The sequence below is a fragment of the Mycobacterium sp. NPDC050551 genome, from assembly GCF_040674075.1.
In the GTDB taxonomy this organism is placed as follows: domain Bacteria; phylum Actinomycetota; class Actinomycetes; order Mycobacteriales; family Mycobacteriaceae; genus Mycobacterium.
In genome coordinates this window covers 123414-141662 of record NZ_JBFARC010000005.1, presented here as the reverse complement: position 1 = coordinate 141662, position 18249 = coordinate 123414, and the positions used below count along the sequence as shown (strand labels likewise).

At 69.2% G+C, this 18249-nt stretch carries 20 protein-coding genes; 11 read left to right on the top strand and 9 right to left on the bottom strand.

All coding sequences use genetic code 11. The features are described 5' to 3' along the window. Window positions 1–63: 63 nt before the first annotated feature. Window positions 64–939 carry an SDR family oxidoreductase gene (locus AB0K11_RS20560; RefSeq protein ID WP_364980989.1) on the top strand — a complete coding sequence of 292 codons (876 nt, stop codon included), beginning with the start codon at window positions 64–66 and terminating at the stop codon, window positions 937–939. After that, window positions 936–2363: a DUF1254 domain-containing protein gene (locus AB0K11_RS20555; RefSeq protein WP_364980986.1), complete on the top strand. Its 1428-nt coding sequence runs from the start codon at window positions 936–938 to the stop codon at window positions 2361–2363. The genes AB0K11_RS20560 and AB0K11_RS20555 overlap by 4 nt, the downstream gene beginning before the upstream one ends. A 10-nt stretch (window positions 2364–2373) precedes the next feature. Here the strand turns inward: AB0K11_RS20555 and AB0K11_RS20550 are convergent, their stop codons facing one another. Further along, on the bottom strand, window positions 2374–3264 hold the full coding sequence (locus AB0K11_RS20550; RefSeq protein ID WP_364980983.1) for a PAC2 family protein: 891 nt from the start codon (window positions 3262–3264) through the stop codon (window positions 2374–2376). A gap of 82 nt (window positions 3265–3346) precedes the next feature. Between AB0K11_RS20550 and AB0K11_RS20545 the strand changes: the two genes are divergently transcribed. The 8 genes from AB0K11_RS20545 to AB0K11_RS20510 all read left to right on the top strand — a co-directional run bounded on the left by AB0K11_RS20545 (window position 3347) and on the right by AB0K11_RS20510 (window position 12849). Beyond that, a complete protein-coding gene (locus tag AB0K11_RS20545; protein ID WP_364980980.1) occupies window positions 3347–3481 on the top strand; it encodes a hypothetical protein in 135 nt (44 codons plus the stop codon). 312 nt (window positions 3482–3793) lie between these two features. After that, window positions 3794–7438: a methionine synthase gene (metH, locus tag AB0K11_RS20540; RefSeq protein WP_364981830.1), complete on the top strand. Its 3645-nt coding sequence runs from the start codon at window positions 3794–3796 to the stop codon at window positions 7436–7438. 2 nt (window positions 7439–7440) lie between these two features. Continuing rightward, window positions 7441–8124 (top strand): HAD family phosphatase, encoded by a 684-nt coding sequence (locus tag AB0K11_RS20535; RefSeq protein WP_364980977.1) that lies wholly within the window; start codon window positions 7441–7443, stop codon window positions 8122–8124. Between the two features lie 102 nt (window positions 8125–8226). Further along, window positions 8227–9702, top strand: coding sequence for a sugar porter family MFS transporter (locus tag AB0K11_RS20530; protein WP_364980974.1), 1476 nt, complete (start codon window positions 8227–8229; stop codon window positions 9700–9702). Between the two features lie 31 nt (window positions 9703–9733). Next, window positions 9734–10015, top strand: a complete 282-nt coding sequence (locus AB0K11_RS20525; RefSeq protein ID WP_364980971.1) for a phosphoribosyl-ATP diphosphatase — start codon at window positions 9734–9736, stop codon at window positions 10013–10015. Window positions 10016–10053: 38 nt separating this feature from the next. Then, window positions 10054–10905, top strand: a complete 852-nt coding sequence (gene hisG, locus AB0K11_RS20520; RefSeq protein ID WP_364980968.1) for an ATP phosphoribosyltransferase — start codon at window positions 10054–10056, stop codon at window positions 10903–10905. 68 nt (window positions 10906–10973) lie between these two features. Continuing rightward, complete coding sequence (locus AB0K11_RS20515; protein WP_364980965.1) at window positions 10974–11456, top strand: DUF4126 family protein; 483 nt, start codon at window positions 10974–10976, stop codon at window positions 11454–11456. A 13-nt stretch (window positions 11457–11469) separates the two neighbouring features. After that, on the top strand, window positions 11470–12849 hold the full coding sequence (locus tag AB0K11_RS20510) for an FAD-containing oxidoreductase (RefSeq protein ID WP_364980962.1): 1380 nt from the start codon (window positions 11470–11472) through the stop codon (window positions 12847–12849). Here the strand turns inward: AB0K11_RS20510 and AB0K11_RS20505 are convergent. From AB0K11_RS20505 to AB0K11_RS20480, 6 genes are all read right to left on the bottom strand, one after another. After that, window positions 12800–13447, bottom strand: a complete 648-nt coding sequence (locus AB0K11_RS20505) for a flavodoxin family protein (RefSeq protein ID WP_364980959.1) — start codon at window positions 13445–13447, stop codon at window positions 12800–12802. The two genes, AB0K11_RS20510 and AB0K11_RS20505, sit on opposite strands and share 50 nt — an antisense overlap. Further along, the gene (locus tag AB0K11_RS20500; RefSeq protein WP_364980955.1) at window positions 13440–13925 is read right to left on the bottom strand and encodes an SRPBCC family protein; all 486 of its coding nucleotides are present in this window, start codon (window positions 13923–13925) and stop codon (window positions 13440–13442) included. The genes AB0K11_RS20505 and AB0K11_RS20500 overlap by 8 nt, the downstream gene beginning before the upstream one ends. Beyond that, window positions 13922–14239, bottom strand: coding sequence for a metalloregulator ArsR/SmtB family transcription factor (locus AB0K11_RS20495; protein WP_364980952.1), 318 nt, complete (start codon window positions 14237–14239; stop codon window positions 13922–13924). The genes AB0K11_RS20500 and AB0K11_RS20495 overlap by 4 nt, the downstream gene beginning before the upstream one ends. 106 nt (window positions 14240–14345) lie before the next feature. After that, window positions 14346–14861, bottom strand: a complete 516-nt coding sequence (locus AB0K11_RS20490; protein WP_364980949.1) for a DinB family protein — start codon at window positions 14859–14861, stop codon at window positions 14346–14348. Beyond that, on the bottom strand, window positions 14858–15655 hold the full coding sequence (locus AB0K11_RS20485; RefSeq protein ID WP_364980946.1) for a thioesterase family protein: 798 nt from the start codon (window positions 15653–15655) through the stop codon (window positions 14858–14860). The genes AB0K11_RS20490 and AB0K11_RS20485 overlap by 4 nt, the downstream gene beginning before the upstream one ends. Then, a complete protein-coding gene (locus tag AB0K11_RS20480) occupies window positions 15652–16530 on the bottom strand; it encodes a RecB family exonuclease (protein WP_364980943.1) in 879 nt (292 codons plus the stop codon). The genes AB0K11_RS20485 and AB0K11_RS20480 overlap by 4 nt, the downstream gene beginning before the upstream one ends. A gap of 75 nt (window positions 16531–16605) precedes the next feature. On the opposite strand from AB0K11_RS20480, the gene AB0K11_RS20475 reads away from it, so the two are divergent. Next, complete coding sequence (locus tag AB0K11_RS20475) at window positions 16606–17439, top strand: tRNA (adenine-N1)-methyltransferase (protein WP_364980941.1); 834 nt, start codon at window positions 16606–16608, stop codon at window positions 17437–17439. Here AB0K11_RS20475 and AB0K11_RS20470 read toward each other — a convergent pair whose 3' ends face one another. After that, window positions 17440–17736 (bottom strand): DUF503 family protein, encoded by a 297-nt coding sequence (locus tag AB0K11_RS20470; RefSeq protein ID WP_364980939.1) that lies wholly within the window; start codon window positions 17734–17736, stop codon window positions 17440–17442. 11 nt (window positions 17737–17747) lie between these two features. Then, the gene (locus AB0K11_RS20465; RefSeq protein ID WP_364980936.1) at window positions 17748–18236 is read right to left on the bottom strand and encodes a hypothetical protein; all 489 of its coding nucleotides are present in this window, start codon (window positions 18234–18236) and stop codon (window positions 17748–17750) included. Window positions 18237–18249: the final 13 nt, after the last annotated feature.

The following is an 18249-nucleotide window of genomic DNA, read 5'->3' as shown; positions in this document are numbered from 1 at the left end:
AATTGCCCGGCCGCCCGCGTGGTCCCGGCACGCCCGCCCACCCGGTGGAGTAGCTTGCGTCGCATGACTTCGGTACGTGGCAAGGTCGTGGTGATCACCGGCGGCGCGAGAGGTGTGGGGGAGGAACTGGCCCGCAGGCTGCACGCCAAGGGCGCCGCGCTGGTGCTGACCGACCTCGACGAGGGGCCGCTGGCCGCACTGGCCGCCGACCTCGGCGATGACCGCGTGCTGACCGTCGTCGCCGACGTGAGCGACCTCGAAAGCATGCAGGGCGCGGCGGAGCAGGCGGTGGCCCGCTTCGGCGGCATCGACATCGTCATCGCCAACGCCGGCATCGCCAGCTACGGCTCCGTGCTGGTGGTCGATCCCGACGCGTTCCGGCGGGTGCTCGACGTCAACATCGTCGGCGTGTTCAACACGGTCCGGGCCACGCTGCCGGCACTGATCGACCGCAAGGGATACGTCCTCGTGGTCTCGTCGCTTGCGGCGTTCGCGGCCGCACCCGGGATGGCGCCCTACGACGCGTCGAAGGCGGGTGTCGAGCAGTTCGCAAACGCACTGCGGCTGGAAGTGGCGCATCACGGCGTGGGCGTGGGCTGCGCTCACATGTCCTGGATCGACACGCCGCTGGTGCAGGACACCAAGAGCGATCTGCCGAGCTTCGTCGCGATGCTCGACTCGCTGCCGGGGCCGTTGAGCAAGACCACCTCGGTGCAGGAGTGCGGCGAGGTGTTCGTCAAGGGCATCGAACGCCGCAAGGACCGCATCTACTGTCCGCGCTGGGTGGGTCTGGCCCGCTGGTTCAAACCGGTGCTCACCACCAGGATCGGGCAGGCATCGCTGCTGAAAGCGGCGCCGAAGATCCTGCCGCAGATGGACGCCGAAGTCACCGCACTCAAGCGCTCGCTGGGCACCCGCACCCACGGCCTCAAGAAGTGATCCGCCGCGTCGCCGCGATCCTGATCGGGACCCTCCTGCTCGCCGGGTGCGTCAAGGACGGCAAGGAAGCCGACCCCTCGACCCCGCCGCCGCCCGCGGAGGTCACCCCTCAGCAGGCGCGCGCGATCGCCAAGGAGGCCTACATCTGGGGCTTCCCGATCGTGGACAACTACCGGGTGCAGTACTCCTACTTCGTCAACCGCGACAACCCCGAGTACAAGGGCGGCTGGAACGCGATCCACAACACCGCCCGGCTGTTCACGCCGGAGGACAAGACCGTCCAGACGCCGAACTCCGACACGCCCTATTCGATCGTGGGGGCCGACCTGCGCGCCGAGCCGCTGGTGCTGACGGTCCCGCCGGTGGAACAGAACCGCTACTACTCGCTGCAGTTCATCAACGGTTACACCAACAACATCGCCTACGCCGGCAGCCGCACCACCGGCAACGGGGGCGGGAAGTACCTGCTCGCCGGCCCCGGCTGGAAGGGCGACAAGCCCGAGGGTGTCGACGAGGTCATCCGCTCCGACACCGAACTGAACAACGTCGTCTACCGCACCCAGCTGTTGAACCCGTCGGACCTGGAGAACGTCAAGCGGATCCAGGCGGGCTACCAGGTGACGCCGCTGTCGGTGTTCCTCCGTCAACCGCCTGCCGCACCCGCGCCCGCGATCGACTTCGTGCCCCCGCTGACGCCGGACCAGCAGCGCACCTCGCCGCAGTTCTTCGAGATCCTCAACTTCGCGCTGCGGTTCGCGCCCGTGCTGCCCGACGAGAAGGACCTGCGGGACCGGTTCGCAACCATCGGTATCGGGCCCGACGGCGACTTCGCGGCCGACGAGCTGAGTCCGGAGATGCGCTCGGCCGTGGAAGGCGGCATGGCCGACGCCTGGGCAGAGCTCGACGCGCTGAAGAAGGACAAGATCGACACCGGTGAGGTGGGGTCGGCGCAGTTCTTCGGCACCGCGGCCGACCTGAAGGGCAACTACCTCTACCGGATGGCCGGAGCGGTGTTCGGCATCTACGGCAACACCGCTGCCGAGGCGCTGTACCCGATTCTGGCCAATGACTCCACCGGCGCGCCGCTGACGGGCGCGAACAACTACACCGTGCGGTTCGCGCCCGGCCAGCTGCCGCCGGTCAACGCGTTCTGGTCGCTGACGATGTACGAGATGCCGCAGAGCCTGCTGGTCACCAATCCGCTCAACCGGTGGCTGATCAACTCGCCGATGCTGCCCAGCCTGGTCGCCGACCCCGACGGCGGATACACGTTCCTGGTGCAGAACGCGTCGCCGGGCATCGACAAGGAGTCGAACTGGCTGCCCGCGCCCGCCGGTCCGTTCCAGATGGTGCTGCGGCTGTACTGGCCCAAACCGGACGCGCTGAACGGCACATGGAAGCCGCCGCAGGTCGTCAAGAGCTGACGGCCTGGGGTCAGCTGCGGTATCCGGGGCCGCGCCTGCGCAGGTAGCGCTCGAACTCCGCGGCGAGCGCGTCGCCGTCGATCTTGCTGAGGGTCTCGTGCATGTCGACCTCGGCGTCGCCGCGTTCCTCGAGCGCCGTCACGTACTCGGCGATCTCGTCGTCGTCGGCCGTCATCTCGGTGACGGCCTCCTCCCACTCCTCGGCGGCCGTCGGAAGGTCGGCCAGCGGCACCTCGATGTCGAGGACGTCCTCGACCCGGCGCAGCAGCGCCACCGTCGCCTTCGGGTTGGGCGGCTGCGAGACGTAGTGCGGGACGGCCGCCCAGAACGTCACGGCGGGGATCCCGGCCTGCACGCACGCGTCCTGGAACACCCCGGCGATGCCGGTCGGGCCCTCGTAGCGGGTCTCCTCGAGGCCGAAGAACTTGGCCGATTCGGGCGAGTAGGCGGCCCCGGACACCGGCACCGGCCGGGTGTGCGGGGTGTCGGCCAGCAGCGCACCCAGGATCACCACCGTCTGCACGTTCAGCTTGTCGGCGATGGCGAGCAGCTCGGCGCAGAACGTCCGCCACCGCATGTTCGGCTCGACGCCGTGCATCAGCACGATGTCGCGTTCGGCGCCGGGCGGGCGGCAGTGCGAGATCCGCATCGACGGCCACACCAGCTCACGGGTGACGCCGTCGATCTGCCGGATCACCGGGCGATTGACCTGGTAGTCGTAGTAGGACTCGTCGTCGATCTCGACGATCGGGTCGGCCTCCCAGATCGCGTCCAGGTGCTCGAGCGCGTCGCTGGCAGCGTCTCCGGCGTCGTTCCAGCCCTCGAACGCCGCGACGATGATGGCGTCGTGCAGTTCGGGCAGCTCGGGTCCCTTCGGTGCACTGAATTCCGATGGGGTCACCTGGCCAGCGTAAGGCCTCCGCAGTGGTGACGAGCGTCATCGGCCGCCCGGGTGATTTACACCGTGCGACTACCCTGGCGTTGTGACCGCAGCCGCCACTCACGCCCGTCGCACCGACGGTGACCGCGCCATGGACACACAGCTCCGGGCCGCCGATCCCATGCCCCACCACCCCGGATACGGCGAGACGAAATACCTTCGGCTGCACTTCGGTTGATCTTGGTGACGACGAGCGGGTCGTGGTCAGGCCGGGCGTCCGGACGTCGATCAGGTGAGGACGTAGACTTTTCTGGTCGAGAGGCGTTGCAACGGTTACGCGGGGGGCATGGATCCTCCTCGGTATCCGCCACGCTCGGCAGAGTCAAGGACGCCTTCCGCTACGGAAGGAGTGCGCGTGAACACGTCTGAGTCGACCGCCGTCGAGTCGAATAACGTCGAGTCGAAGACCTTTGCGCCCAACATCCGCCCCGACTGCACCGAGGAACTGACGGCTGCGCTGCGGCAGCGGATCGTGGTGATCGACGGCGCGATGGGCACGGCGATCCAGCGGGACCGGCCCGACGAGGCCGGCTACCGCGGCGACCGGTTCACGGAGTGGCCGACGGCCCTGCAGGGCAACAACGACCTGCTCAACCTGACGCAGCCGCAGATCATCGAGGGGATCCACCGCGAGTACCTCGAGGCGGGCGCCGACATCCTCGAGACCAACACGTTCAACGCGAACGCGATCTCGCTGTCGGACTACGACATGGCCGAGCTGGCCTACGAGCTGAACTACGCCGGCGCCGCGCTGGCCCGCACTGCCGCCGACGAGTACAGCACCCCCGACAAGCCCCGCTACGTCGCGGGCGCCCTGGGGCCGACGACGCGAACCGCGTCGATCTCGCCGGACGTCAACGACCCCGGCGCGCGCAACGTCTCCTACGACCAGCTGGTCGCCGCCTACCTCGAAGCCGCCGACGGCCTGGTCGACGGTGGCGCCGACCTGCTCATCATCGAGACGATCTTCGACTCGCTGAACGCCAAGGCAGCGGTGTTCGCCGTCGAGACGCTGTTCGAGCAGCGCGGACGGCGCTGGCCGCTGATCATCTCGGGCACCATCACCGACGCGTCGGGCCGGACGCTGTCCGGACAGGTCACCGAGGCGTTCTGGAACGCCGTCAGGCACGCGAAGCCGCTCGCGGTCGGCCTCAACTGCGCGCTGGGCGCGCCGGAGATGAGGCCCTACATCGCCGAGATGGCGCGAATCGCCGACACGTTCGTCTCCTGCTACCCGAATGCGGGCCTGCCCAACGCTTTCGGGGAGTACGACGAGGACCCGGAGCATCAGGCCGGTTACATCGCCGAGTTCGCCGAGGCCGGCCTGGTCAACCTGGTCGGCGGGTGCTGCGGAACGGCGCCGCCGCACATCGCCGAGATCGCCAAGGTGGTCGAGGGCAAGCCGCCGCGCGAGCTGCCGGAGATCCCGGTGGCCACCCGGCTCGCGGGCCTGGAGCCGCTCAACATCAACGACGAGTCGTTGTTCGTCAACATCGGTGAGCGGACGAACATCACCGGCTCCGCGCGGTTCCGCAACCTGATCAAGGCCGAGGACTACGACTCCGCCCTGTCGGTCGCCCTGCAGCAGGTCGAGGTCGGTGCCCAGGTCATCGACATCAACATGGACGAGGGCATGATCGACGGCGTCGCCGCGATGGACCGGTTCACCAAGCTGATCGCGGCCGAGCCGGACATCAGCCGCGTCCCGGTGATGATCGACTCCTCCAAGTGGGAGGTCATCGAGGCCGGCCTGAAGAACGTGCAGGGCAAGCCGATCGTCAACTCGATCTCCATGAAGGAGGGCGAGGAGAAGTTCATCCGCGAGGCCCGGCTGTGCCGCAAGTACGGCGCCGCCGTCGTCGTGATGGCCTTCGACGAGCAGGGCCAGGCCGACAACCTGGAGCGCCGCAAGGAGATCTGCGGGCGCGCCTACCGGATCCTGACCGAGGAGGTCGGCTTCCCGCCCGAGGACATCATCTTCGACCCGAACTGCTTCGCGCTGGCGACGGGTATCGAGGAGCACGCGACGTACGGGATCGACTTCATCGAGGCCTGCGCCTGGATCAAGGAGAACCTGCCCGGGGTGCACATCTCCGGTGGTATCTCCAACGTGTCGTTCTCGTTCCGCGGCAACAACCCTGTCCGCGAGGCGATCCACGCGGTGTTCCTGTTCCACGCCATCAAGGCCGGCCTGGACATGGGCATCGTCAACGCCGGTTCGCTGGTGCCGTACGACTCGATCGATCCCGAACTGCGGGACCGGATCGAGGACGTCGTGCTGAACCGTCGCGAGGACGCGGCCGAACGGCTCCTGGAGATCGCCGAACGGTTCAACAGCTCGGAGAAGGCCGACGATCCGGTCGCCGCCGAGTGGCGCAGCCTGCCGATCCGGGAGCGGATCACGCACGCCCTGGTCAAGGGCATCGACGCGAACGTCGACGCCGACACCGAGGAACTGCGGGCGGAGATCGAGGCTGCCGGGGGCCGGCCCATCGAGGTGATCGAGGGACCGCTGATGGACGGCATGAACGTCGTCGGCGACCTGTTCGGCGCGGGCAAGATGTTCCTGCCCCAGGTGGTGAAGTCGGCCCGGGTGATGAAGAAGGCCGTCGCGTACCTGCTGCCCTACATCGAGGCCGAGAAGGAGCAGAACGGCACTGCCGCGTCAAAGGACACCAACGGCACGATCATCATGGCGACGGTCAAGGGCGACGTCCACGACATCGGCAAGAACATCGTCGGGGTTGTCTTGCAGTGCAACAACTACGAGGTGATCGACCTCGGTGTGATGGTGCCTGCCCAGAAGATCCTGGACGCCGCCAAGGAGCACGACGCGGACATCATCGGGCTGTCCGGCCTGATCACCCCGTCCTTGGACGAGATGGTCAACTTCGCGGTCGAGATGGAGCGCCAGGGCCTGGAGATCCCGCTGTTGATCGGCGGTGCGACGACCTCACGTGCCCACACGGCCGTGAAGGTGGCGCCGCGTCGCAGCGGTCCGGTGGTCTGGGTGAAGGACGCGTCCCGTTCGGTGCCGGTCGCCGCGGCGCTGCTCGACGACAAGCAGCGGCCCGCCCTGCTGGAGGCCACCGACAAGGACTACGCCTCGCTGCGCGAACGGCACGCCCAGAAGAGCGAGCGGCCGATGCTCACGCTGGAGAAGGCGCGCGCGAACCGGACGCCGATCGAATGGGACGACTACACGCCGCCGGTGCCCGCGCAGGGCCTGGGAGTGCGGGAATTCGGCGACTACGACTTCGCCGAGCTGCGCGAATACATCGACTGGCAGCCGTTCTTCAACGCCTGGGAGATGAAGGGCCGCTTCCCGGACATCCTCAACAACCCGGTCTCGGGCGAGACGGCCCGCAAGCTCTACGACGACGCCCAGGAGATGCTCGACACCCTGATCAAGGAGAAGTGGCTGACCGCCAACGGCGTGATCGGCTTCTTCCCGGCGAACGCGGTCGGTGACGACATCGAGGTCTACACCGACGAGAGCCGTACCGAGGTGCTGACCACGTTGCGCAACCTGCGCCAGCAGGGCGAGCACCGCGACGGCGTCCCGAACCGGTCCCTCGGCGATTTCGTCGCCCCCAAGGAAACGGGTCTGAGCGACTATGTCGGCGCCTTCGCTGTCACCACGGGGCTCGGCATCCACGACAGGATCGCCGAGTTCAAGGCGGCCAACGACGACTACAACGCCATCCTGCTGGAGTCGCTGGCCGACCGGCTGGCGGAGGCGTTCGCCGAACGGATGCACCAACGGGTCCGCAAGGAGTTCTGGGCATACCAGCCCGACGAGCAGCTGGACAACGACGCACTGATCGGTGAGAAGTACCGGGGGATCCGGCCCGCACCCGGCTACCCGGCCTGCCCGGAACACACCGAGAAGGCGACGCTCTGGGAGTTGATGGACGTCAAGGAGCGCACCGGTATCGAGCTGACCGAGTCGATGGCGATGTGGCCGGGGGCTGCCGTCAGCGGCTGGTACTTCTCGCACCCGCAGTCGCAGTACTTCGTGGTCGGCCGGATCGCCCAGGACCAGGTCGCCGACTACGCGAGGCGCAAGGGCTGGACCCTCAAGGAGGCCGAGCGCTGGCTTGCCCCCAATCTCGGCTACAACCCGGAGGACTGAGCGTGCAGGCCGTGCTGCTCGACATGGACGGCACCCTGGTCGATTCCGAGAAGCTGTGGGACATCTCGCTGGAAGCGCTCTACGCCCGGTTCGGCGGTGAACTGCGCACCGAGGTGCGTCAGGCACTGGTGGGCAGTTCGGCGGAGAACACCATGCGCACCGTGTTCGCCGACCTCGGCCTCGAGCCCGACCCACAGGCGATGGCCGAGACGAGCCGTTGGCTGCACGACCGCACCGGCGAGCTGTTCGAGCAGGGGTTGCCCTGGTGCGAGGGCGCCGGGGAACTGCTCGATGCGCTGGCCGCCGAGGCGGTGCCGATGGTCCTGGTCACCAACACGCTGCGAGCGCTCACCGACAAGGCGCTCACAAGCATTGGCCGACAGTACTTCTCGGCCACGGTATGCGGCGACGAGGTGGCGCACGGCAAACCCGCGCCGGATCCGTACCTGCGCGCGGCGGAGTTGCTGGGACTGCCGCCGGGCGGGTGTCTGGCCGTCGAGGACTCGGTCACCGGCACGGCGGCCGCCGAGACCGCGGGGTGCCCGGTGCTGGTGGTGCCCAACGACATCGCGGTGCCCGCAGGCCCGGGGCGGCGCCACGCACGATCGCTGCGCGGCCTGGGTGTCGACGACCTTCGTGCCATCCACGCCGAGCTGACCGCCGAGCTCTCCGAACGCAGCGCCTGAGCATCGTCACGGGCTACCGGCCTCGAACAGCCCGTGCGCAGGTGTGAATTGTGCAATCGTGGGAACGAGTGATTCCACGCAGCGCTGCGGAAAGGAAATCCCATGGCAGGTCAGGGTGGAGCTCCGGTAGGCGACGACCTACCGGTCTCGGACGAGGACTTCTCCTCGGGCAAGACCGCGGTGCGCATCGCATCGGTGGCCGCGCTCGGCGGCCTGCTGTTCGGCTACGACAGCGCGGTGATCAACGGTGCGGTGGACTCCATCCAGGAGGACTTCGGCATCGGCAACACCGAGCTGGGCATCGCCGTCGCCTCGGCGCTGCTGGGAGCAGCGGTGGGCGCCATGACGGCGGGACGCATCGCCGACAAGATCGGCCGCATTGCGGTCATGAAGATCGCCGCGGTGCTCTTCCTGATCAGCGCCTTCGGCACCGGCCTCGCGCCCGACGTGCTGTGGGTGGTGGTCTTCCGGGTGGTCGGCGGCATCGGTGTCGGCGTCGCGTCGGTCATCGCGCCCGCCTACATCGCCGAGACCTCGCCCCCGGGCATCCGTGGCAGGCTGGGTTCGCTGCAGCAGCTGGCGATCGTCTCCGGCATCTTCCTGTCGTTCGTCATCAACTGGCTCCTGCAGTGGACCGCGGGCGGACCGAACGAGCCACTCTGGCTGGGCCTCGATGCCTGGCGCTGGATGTTCCTGGCCATGGCTGTGCCCGCTGTGCTGTACGGCTCGCTGGCCTTCACCATCCCCGAATCGCCGCGGTATCTCGTTGCCAGTCACAAGATCCCGGAAGCCCGCCGGGTGCTCAACATGCTGCTCGGGCAGAAGAACCTGGAGATCACCATCACGCGCATCAGGGAGACCCTGGAGCGCGAGGACAAGCCGTCGTGGCGCGACCTGCGCAAGCCCACCGGTGGCATCTACGGCATCGTCTGGGTGGGTCTCGGGCTGTCGATCTTCCAGCAGTTCGTCGGCATCAACGTGATCTTCTACTACTCGAACGTGCTGTGGCAGGCCGTGGGCTTCAGCGCCGACGAGTCGGCGATCTACACCGTGATCACGTCGGTGATCAACGTGCTGACCACCCTGATCGCGATCGCGCTGATCGACAAGATCGGCCGGAAACCGTTGCTGCTCATCGGATCCTCCGGCATGGCGGTCACCCTCATCACGATGTCGGTCATCTTCGCCAACGCCACCGTGGGGCCCGACGGCACCCCGAGCCTGCCCGGCGCGTCGGGCGTGATCGCGCTGATCGCCGCCAACCTGTTCGTCGTCGCGTTCGGCATGTCGTGGGGACCGGTGGTCTGGGTGCTGCTCGGCGAGATGTTCCCCAACCGCATCCGCGCCGCCGCGCTGGGCCTGGCCGCCGCCGGCCAGTGGGCGGCCAACTGGCTGATCACCGTCTCGTTCCCCGGCCTGCGCGAACACCTCGGTCTGGCCTACGGGTTCTACGGATTGTGCGCGATCCTGTCCGGACTCTTCGTGTGGCGGTGGGTGATGGAGACCAAGGGTGTGTCGCTGGAGGACATGCACGGCTCGATCCTCAAGAGCGACGAGTTGCCCAAAGCAACCACCTGAGCGCGGTCGGCGGCGGCCCGTCTGACCCCGCATGGGACAATTGCTGCCCGTGAAGACCTTCGACGCCCTGTTCGCCGAGCTGAGCGAGAAAGCGCGCAGCCGGCCCGCCGGCAGCGGCACCGTCGCCGCGCTGGACGGCGGTGTGCACGGCCTCGGCAAGAAGATCCTCGAGGAGGCCGGCGAGGTCTGGCTGGCCGCCGAACACGAGAGTGACGAGGCGCTCGCCGACGAGGTCAGTCAGCTCCTGTACTGGACCCAGGTGCTGATGCTGGCCCGCGGGCTGTCCCTCGACGACGTCTACCGGAAGCTGTGAGCGCGGTGACAGATTCTCTTCGCGCAAGCGGCTCATCGATGCTGCGGGTCGCGGTTCCCAACAAGGGCGCGCTGAGCGAGTCCGCCGCGGAGATCCTGGCCGAGGCCGGCTACCGCAAGCGCACCGACCCCAAGGACCTCACGGTCATCGACCCGGTGAACAACGTCGAGTTCTTCTTCCTGCGCCCGAAGGACATCGCGATCTACGTCGGCTCGGGTCAGCTGGACCTCGGCATCACCGGACGCGACCTGGCCGCCGAGTCGGACGCGCCGGTCCGCGAGCGGCTGGCGCTCGGCTTCGGTTCGTCGACGTTCCGCTACGCCGCACCAGCGGGCCGGGACTGGACGGCGGCGGACCTGGCCGGTAAACGGATCGCCACCGCCTACCCGAACCTCGTGCGGAAAGACCTGGCGGCGCGGGGAATAGACGCCGCGGTGATCCGGCTCGACGGCGCGGTGGAGATCTCGGTACAGCTGGGGGTGGCCGACGCGATCGCCGACGTGGTCGGCTCGGGCCGCACGCTGCGACAGCACAATCTCACGGCTTTCGGTGAGTCGCTGTGCGATTCGGAGGCGGTGCTGATCGAGCAGGACGGTCCGGCCGACGACAGATTGGCGGCCCGCGACCAGCTGGCCGCCCGCGTGCAGGGCGTGGTGTTCGGCCAGCAGTACCTGATGCTGGACTACGACTGCCCGCGTACAGTGCTCGACCGCGCGACCGCCGTCACGCCCGGACTCGAATCACCCACCATCGCACCGCTGGCGGACCCCGACTGGGTGGCGGTGCGGGCGCTGGTGCCGCGCCGCGACGTCAACGCCATCATGGACCAGATCGCCGCCATCGGAGCCAAGGCGATCCTGGCCTCGGACATCAGGTTCTGCCGCTTCTAGATAGCCGGGCCCCGTCGCGGTCTGCGTGTTAGCGTCCGGAGGACATTTCGCCCGCCTCGGAGGTACGCATGACCCATGTCCTGGTGTTGGTCCTCGCGCTGCTGATCGGGGTGATCGCGGGGCTGCGCGCGCTGACGGCGCCCGCGGTGGTGGCCTGGGGTGCGTTGCTGGGCTGGATCGACGTCGACGGCAAATGGTCGGAGTGGGTGGCACATCCGATCACCGTCGCGGTGCTCACCGTCTTCCTGGTCGTCGAGCTGATCACCGACCAGCTGCCGAAGACGCCGAGCCGCAAGACCACGCCGCAGTTCCTCACCCGCATCCTCATGGGCGCCTTCGCCGGTGCGGTGATCGGCAGCGCGTTCTTCCACACCTTCAGCTCCATCGGCGCGGGGATCATCGGCGCGGTGCTCGGCACCCTGGGCGGCGCGGAGCTGCGGTCGCGGCTGGCGGCGGCCAACGGCGGCAAGGACCGGCCCGGTGCGATCATCGAGGACGTCATCGCTGTCGGCGGCGGCTTCCTGATCGTGTTCCTCGTCAGCCTGATCTGAGCTGAAACCCGGAATGAGTCCTGTGGCAGAGCATTTCGACGCGATCGTGATCGGCGCCGGGCAGGCCGGCCCGCCGCTGGCCGGCCGGTTGACCGAGGCGGGCCAGACCGTCGCGGTGATCGAGCGCAAGCTGGTCGGCGGAACCTGCGTCAACTACGGATGCATCCCCACCAAGACCCTGGTGGCGAGCGCGCACGCCGCCCACCTGGCCCGGCGCGGCGCCGACTACGGCATCGGCACCGGCGACGTCGCCGTCGACATGGCCAAGGTCAAGGCCCGCAAGGACAAGATCATGCTCGACGACCGCCATGGCGTCGAGTCGTGGTTGGAGGGTATGGCGGGCTGCACCTTCATCCGCGGCCACGCCCGTTTCACCGATCCGCACACCGTGGACGTCGACGGCAGGATCCTCACCGCCGACCGCGTCTTCCTCAACGTCGGCGGCCGCGCGGTGGCCCCCGACCTGCCGGGCCTGGCGGACATCGACTATCTCACCAACGTCGGCATCCTCGAACTCGACACCGTGCCCGAGCATCTGGTGATCATCGGGGGCAGCTACATCGCGCTCGAATTCGCGCAGATGTACCGCAGGTTCGGCGCCGAGGTCACCGTGATCGAGAAGGGCCCCCGGCTGACATCGCGGGAGGACGAGGACGTCTCGGCCACCGTCCGCGAGGTCCTCGAGGCCGAGGGCATCACCATCATCGTGGGCGCCGGGGACATGCGGTTCACCAAGCGCGACAACGGGTTCGAGGTGACACCGCACGACGGCGCCGACGCCGTGTCCGGCACCCACCTCCTGGTCGCCGTCGGGCGGGTGCCGAACACCGACGACCTCGGCCTCGACGCCGCAGGCGTGCAGACCGACGAGCGGGGCTACGTCGTGGTCGACGACCAGTTGCGCACCACGGCCGAGCACATCTGGGCGATGGGGGACTGCAACGGCAAGGGCGCCTTCACCCACACGTCGTACAACGACTTCGAGATCGTGGCGGCCAATCTGCTCGACGACGACCCCCGGCGGGTCAGCGACCGCATCACCACCTATGCGCTGTACATCGACCCGCCGCTGGGCCGTGCCGGGATGTCGGTCGACCAGGTGCGGGCGTCGGGCCGGACAGCGTTGGTGGGCAAACGCCCGATGACGCGCGTCGGCCGTGCCGTCGAGAAGGGCGAGACGCAGGGCTTCATGAAGGTCGTCGTCGATGCCGAGACCGAGGAGATCCTCGGCGCGGCGATCTTCGGTGTCGGCGGCGACGAGGTGATCCACTCGATCCTCGACGTGATGACCGCCAAGCTGCCCTACACGGCGATATCTCGGACCATGCACATCCACCCGACCGTCAGTGAACTGGTGCCGACGCTGCTGCAGGATCTGAAGCCGCTGTCATAGCGTGCCTGCCCGCCTCGAGCTGGCGCGCCACCATCGTCACCCGCTGCCCGAGGTGGGTGCAGGTCCGGGCGTCGGACCCGTGCACCCGGTCCGGGCCGGCGTCGACGTCGGTCTGCGCGCCCGCCCCGAGGAAGAACGCGAGCCGGTTGAGGTCGTCGGGACCGGCGGTCGAGCTGTTCCAGCCTGCCACCAATCCGAGGTTCACCCAATGCATGTGGTGCTGGGCGGCGAACACCGCCAGCGAGGTCAGCGTCTGCAACTTGTCCCCGCTCTTGCCGCCGGAGTTGGTGAACCCCGCCGCCACCTTGTCGCTCCAGGTGCCTTCCTGGCAGCGCCTGCCGGTCTTCTCCGCGAACGCCTGGAACGCCGCGGCCACGTTGCCCATGTAGGTCGGCGTGCCGAAGATGATCGCGTCGGCCGTGTCCAGGGTGTCCCAGTCGGCACCGGACATCGCGCCGACGGCGATGAGGGTCACGTCGCCGCCGGCGTCGCGGGCGCCCGCGGCGACGGCGTGGGCCAGCGTCTCGGTGTGCCCGAATCCGGAGTGGTAGGCCACCGCAATTCGTGGCGCACCGACGTCGAAGTGGTTGTCAGGCATCATGTCTCCGCATCCGGTTGGTCCAGTCTGGTAACGCGGTGCCGCCGAGGTGGGCCTCCAGCCGATCCAGGAAGGCCTCGGTGCCGCCGCGGAAGCCGGTGGCATTGCGCACGCCGAGCCCGCGATGGGTGAACCGCAACACGGTCGCGTCGGGGCCGTCGGGCGTCAGTTCGTAGCGCACCACGCCGTCCTCGACGATCTGCTGCCTCCACTCGTGCTCCAGCACGTGCGGTGGATCCCACACGAGGATCCGGCCGGTCATGCGTTTGAGGTCGTCGGGTAGCGGCGGACCGGTCGCGACCATTTCGATGGTGCCGCCTTCGCGCGGGTCGATGGTGGTCGGCCCGAACCACTGCTTCCGCTCGGCGGGGTCGGTGATGGCCGACCACACGGCCTCGACGGGGTAGGGCAGCCGGCGTTCGAAGTGCAGTACCGCGCGGGCGCCGTCGATCGTGAGGGTGCCGTCGCGGCCGGTCATTCCGAGCTCCCGTGGGTGGTCCGCAGGTGCTGCTCCAACGCGTCGAGATGACCGGCCCAGAAGTGGCGGTAGCGCTCGATCCACTGGTCGACGGCCACCAGGCCGTCGGCGCGCAGCGCGTAGATGCGGCGCTGGGCGTCCGGGCGCACCTCCACCAGGCCGACCTCGCGCAGCACCCGCAGGTGTCGCGACACGGTCGGCTGCGTCAGTCCGGGCAACGTGGCGACCAGATCGCCCGCCGTGCGTTCGCCGTCGGTCAACACGTCGAGCAGTGCCCGTCGGTTGGGCTCCGCCACCGCCTCGAATACGTCCATGCCCTCTAATATTGCATGACGTCTATATAGAAGCAAGTACATATAAAGACGCCCGCGCCGAACGTGAGCAAGATGGCGATGATCGGCCGATTCTTCAGCAATAACTTCACGTTCGGCGGATCGGGCGCAGCAGCCGAAGCTGACCGATCTCCGAGATGTTCTTGGTCAGTTCGACGTTCACCCACAGCACGGTGTGGATCACGGTGCGGCCGGCGTCAGTGCCCCAGGGGAAGTCGGACGGCCGGTGCAGGTCGTCGGGGCCGAGACCCGCGAGGAGCGCCCGCCAGGTCGCGGCCAGCTCGCGCAGCCGCGTCACCGCCGAGGAACCGGAACCGGGCCACGTCACGTCGGTGCGCTCGGGTACTGCACCGCCGCGCGCGTGGGCGAGCGTCACCGACCACCACCAGTCGATGTGCCAGGTGAGCCAGCCGATGGTGGGTACCGGGATGGGTTCGGGCTCGGTGTCCGCCCAGTCGGGCCGCCACCTGCCGTCGTCGTCCGGGCGCACCGTCCACACCGATTCGCCCGGCTCCCAGAGGAAGTCGTCATCGACCAGCGCGTCGAGGTGCAGCTCGGCCAGCGCCCACACCAGGTCGAACTGCCAACGCAGATCTTCGCTCACCGGCGTTGCACCAACAGGGTCTGCGCGCTGGTGCCGACGAACCCCTGCCGGTCGAAGATCTCGGCGGTGGTGACCCCGACACCGTCCGGACCGATCGAGCCGCGCGCCCGCAGTGCGAAGTCCGAACCGGTCGGCAGCCGGTGCAGGTGCACGGTGGTGTCGGTGTTCATGAACATGAACCGCTCGGGGTCCAGGGCTGCGCCCGCTCCGTTGGCCGAGTCCACCACCATCGCCAGCCGCTGCACCGCCGTGGTCTCCTCGTCGTCGACCAGCGGCACCAGCGGGCTGAGCCAGGCCACCGCGGCGTCGCCGTCGGCGCTGGGTTGGCGGCGCCACCTGACGGTCTCGAGGTAACCCCGCGCGCCCTCCCAGCTGTGCGGCACCGGTATCGCGTCGCCCTCGACGAGCGGCGGGTAGCGATCGGTCGCCACCTCGCGGGTGTCGCTGGTGGCCAGCAGCCAGGCGGTGACGCGGGCCACCACCCGTTCGGCGCCGTCGGGTGCGGCGGCGGTCATCTCGGCCGTCATCATCGAGATCCGCGTGCCCGGCCGGGACACCCGGCTACGCACCCTCACCGGCGCGACCGGAATGGCGCCCAGGATGTCGAGGGTGAGCCGGCCGATCCGCAGCGGCGTGCCTGCCGCCAGATCCTCGATGGCGCGGGTCATCAGCGCCAGCGGCGGCGAGCCGTGCTGGATGTCGGCGGCCCAGTTGCTGCGGGTGCCGTCGGTGGACTCGAACAGCTCGCCGGCGGGCCCGCCGCCGGGCAGGCGGCGGTAGAGGCAGTCGATCACGCAGCGGGCTCCGCCGCCGTCTGCAGCACCGCGTCGGGGTCGCCGTCGTCGATGACGGCGGGCCAGCCGGGGTAGGGCGGCGGCGTGCCGCCGAACGCCGGGCAGTGCGCGTGATGGGCGCACCAGTCGCACAGTCGCGACGGCTTGGGCGGGAAGTCGCCCGAGACGCCCGCCGCCTGGATCGCCCGCCACATCGCCGACAGTGTCCGCTCGAAGCGCAGCAGCTCGTCGGCGTCGGGGGAGTAGTCGAGCACCTGGCCGTCGGCCAGGTAGAGCAGCCGCAGCCGGGCCGGCAGCACGCCGCGGGACCGCATCAGCGCGACGGCGTAGAACTTCATCTGGAACAGCGCCTTCGCCTCGGCCAGCGTGCGTGCCTCCGGCGGCGCCTTTCCGGTCTTGTAGTCGACCACCCGGAGCTCACCGGTGGCGGCGACGTCGATGCGGTCGACGAATCCGCGCAGCAGCGTGCCGTCGGCGAGTTCCACCTCGACGCGCTGTTCGCAGGACTGCGGGTCGAACCGGGTGGGGTCCTCGAGGCGGTAGTAGCCCGACAGCAGCTTGCGCACCTCGTCGATCAGCGCGGTGCGCAACGCGGGGTCGACGTCGGCGACGAGGCCGGGGTGCTCGGCCACCACCCGGTCCCACGCGGGGCCGACCAGTTCCTGCGCGGTGTCGTGACCGCGCTGCTCGGCGGGAAGGGAATACAGCTGCTCGAGCGCGGCGTGCGCGACCGAACCACGCAGCTGCGCGGGAGAGGTGGGCTCGGGGAGGCGGTCGATGGCCCGAAAGCGGTACAGCAGCGGGCACTGCTTGAAATCGCTGGCCCGCGACGGGGACAGCGCGGGCCGCCGCACACCACCCCGTTCGCTGCTCACGCACAGCAGCCTAGGACGGGCCCCCGACAACCCCGCGCACCCGCGGCGGCGCGTCCCCTGGCAGGCTTGACGGCTATGCGCCGCACCGGTCCCTTCGCTGTCGGTGACCGTGTGCAACTCACCGATGCCAAGGGCAGGCACTACACGATGCTGCTCGAGCCCGGCCGCGAGTTCCACACCCACCGCGGGATCATCGCGCTCGATTCGGTGGTGGGGCTGCCCGAGGGCAGCGTGGTGAAGTCGACGAGCGGCGACCAGTTCCTGGTGCTGCGCCCGCTCCTGGTCGACTACGTGATGTCGATGCCGCGCGGCGCGCAGGTGATCTACCCCAAGGACGCCGCCCAGATCGTGCACGAGGGCGACATCTTCCCGGGCGCACGGGTGCTCGAGGCGGGCGCGGGTTCGGGTGCGCTGACGTGCTCGCTGCTGCGCGCGGTCGGCCCCGGCGGCCACGTGTCGTCCTACGACGTGCGCGACGACCACGCCGTGCACGCCGAACGCAACGTGGTCACCTTCTTCGGCGAGCGTCCGCCCAACTGGGACCTGGTCATCGCCGACGTGAACGACTACTCCGGCCCGGAAGTGGACCGGGTGGTGCTGGACATGCTCTCGCCGTGGGAGGTGCTCGACACGGTGTCGCGCAGCCTGGTCCCGGGCGGGGTGCTGATGATCTACGTCGCCACCGTCACGCAACTCTCGCGGGCCGTGGAGGCGCTGCGCGAGCAGCAGTGCTGGACCGAACCGCGGGCGTGGGAGAGCATGCAGCGCGGCTGGTATGTGGTGGGCCTGGCGGTCCGCCCGCAACACACCATGCGCGGCCACACCGCGTTCCTGATCAGCGCGCGCCGGCTCGCGCCCGGCGCGGTGGCGCCGATCCCGCTGCGCCGCAAACGGCAGCTCGGCAGCTGATCATTCGTCGGTGCTGCGGCGCAGGCCCCGCCGTACCGACAGCAGTTCCAGTTCAGGGCGCGCCGCCACCAGCCGCTCGGCGGCGTCGAGCACGTCGACCAGATGCGCCCGGTCGGCCGCCACCATCGCCACGCCGACGCTCGCCCTGCGATGCAGTTCCTGCGCGCCGACCTCGGCCGCGGACACGGCGAAACGGCGTGCGAGTTCGGCGACCAGCGGCCGCACCGCCGACCGCTTCTGCTTGAGCGAGTGCACGTCGCCCAGCAGGAGGTCGAACTCCAGCCAGCCGATCCACATGTCGCGGGGCCTCAGCGCGGTGGCGCCGGCGTGGCGGGCGCGTTGAGTTCGAAGAGCAGTTCGGCGGTCTCGTGGGTGAGCTGCCAGCCGCCGTCGGGCGTGCGCGCGAACTCCATCGGGTAGGTGAAGTCGCCGCCCTCGCGGCCCGCCGGGGTCCTGGCGATCACGGTCGCGGTCACGTTGCCGGGGTCTGACTCCGACCAGGCCAGATCGGCGGCGTCGAAGGTCATCGGGTTGTAGCCGTTGTCGGTGAGCGCCCGGCCGAAGCGGTCGAGCGCCTCGGCGTCGGCGTTGGTGGCCTCCTCGACGAACGTGATCTTCTCGACGCCGGGCACGTTCACGTCTGCCAGTCGGTAGAGCACGTCGGTCAGTGCGCTCGGCGGCGGCAGCGGCGCGGCACCGGGGGGCGGCGGTGGACCGGCGGGCGAGCTGCGCGGAGGTGGGGCCTGCGCCGGTCGCGGCGCGTCGGCACTGCACCCGACAAGCCCGAACGCCGCCACCAGGATGGTGACG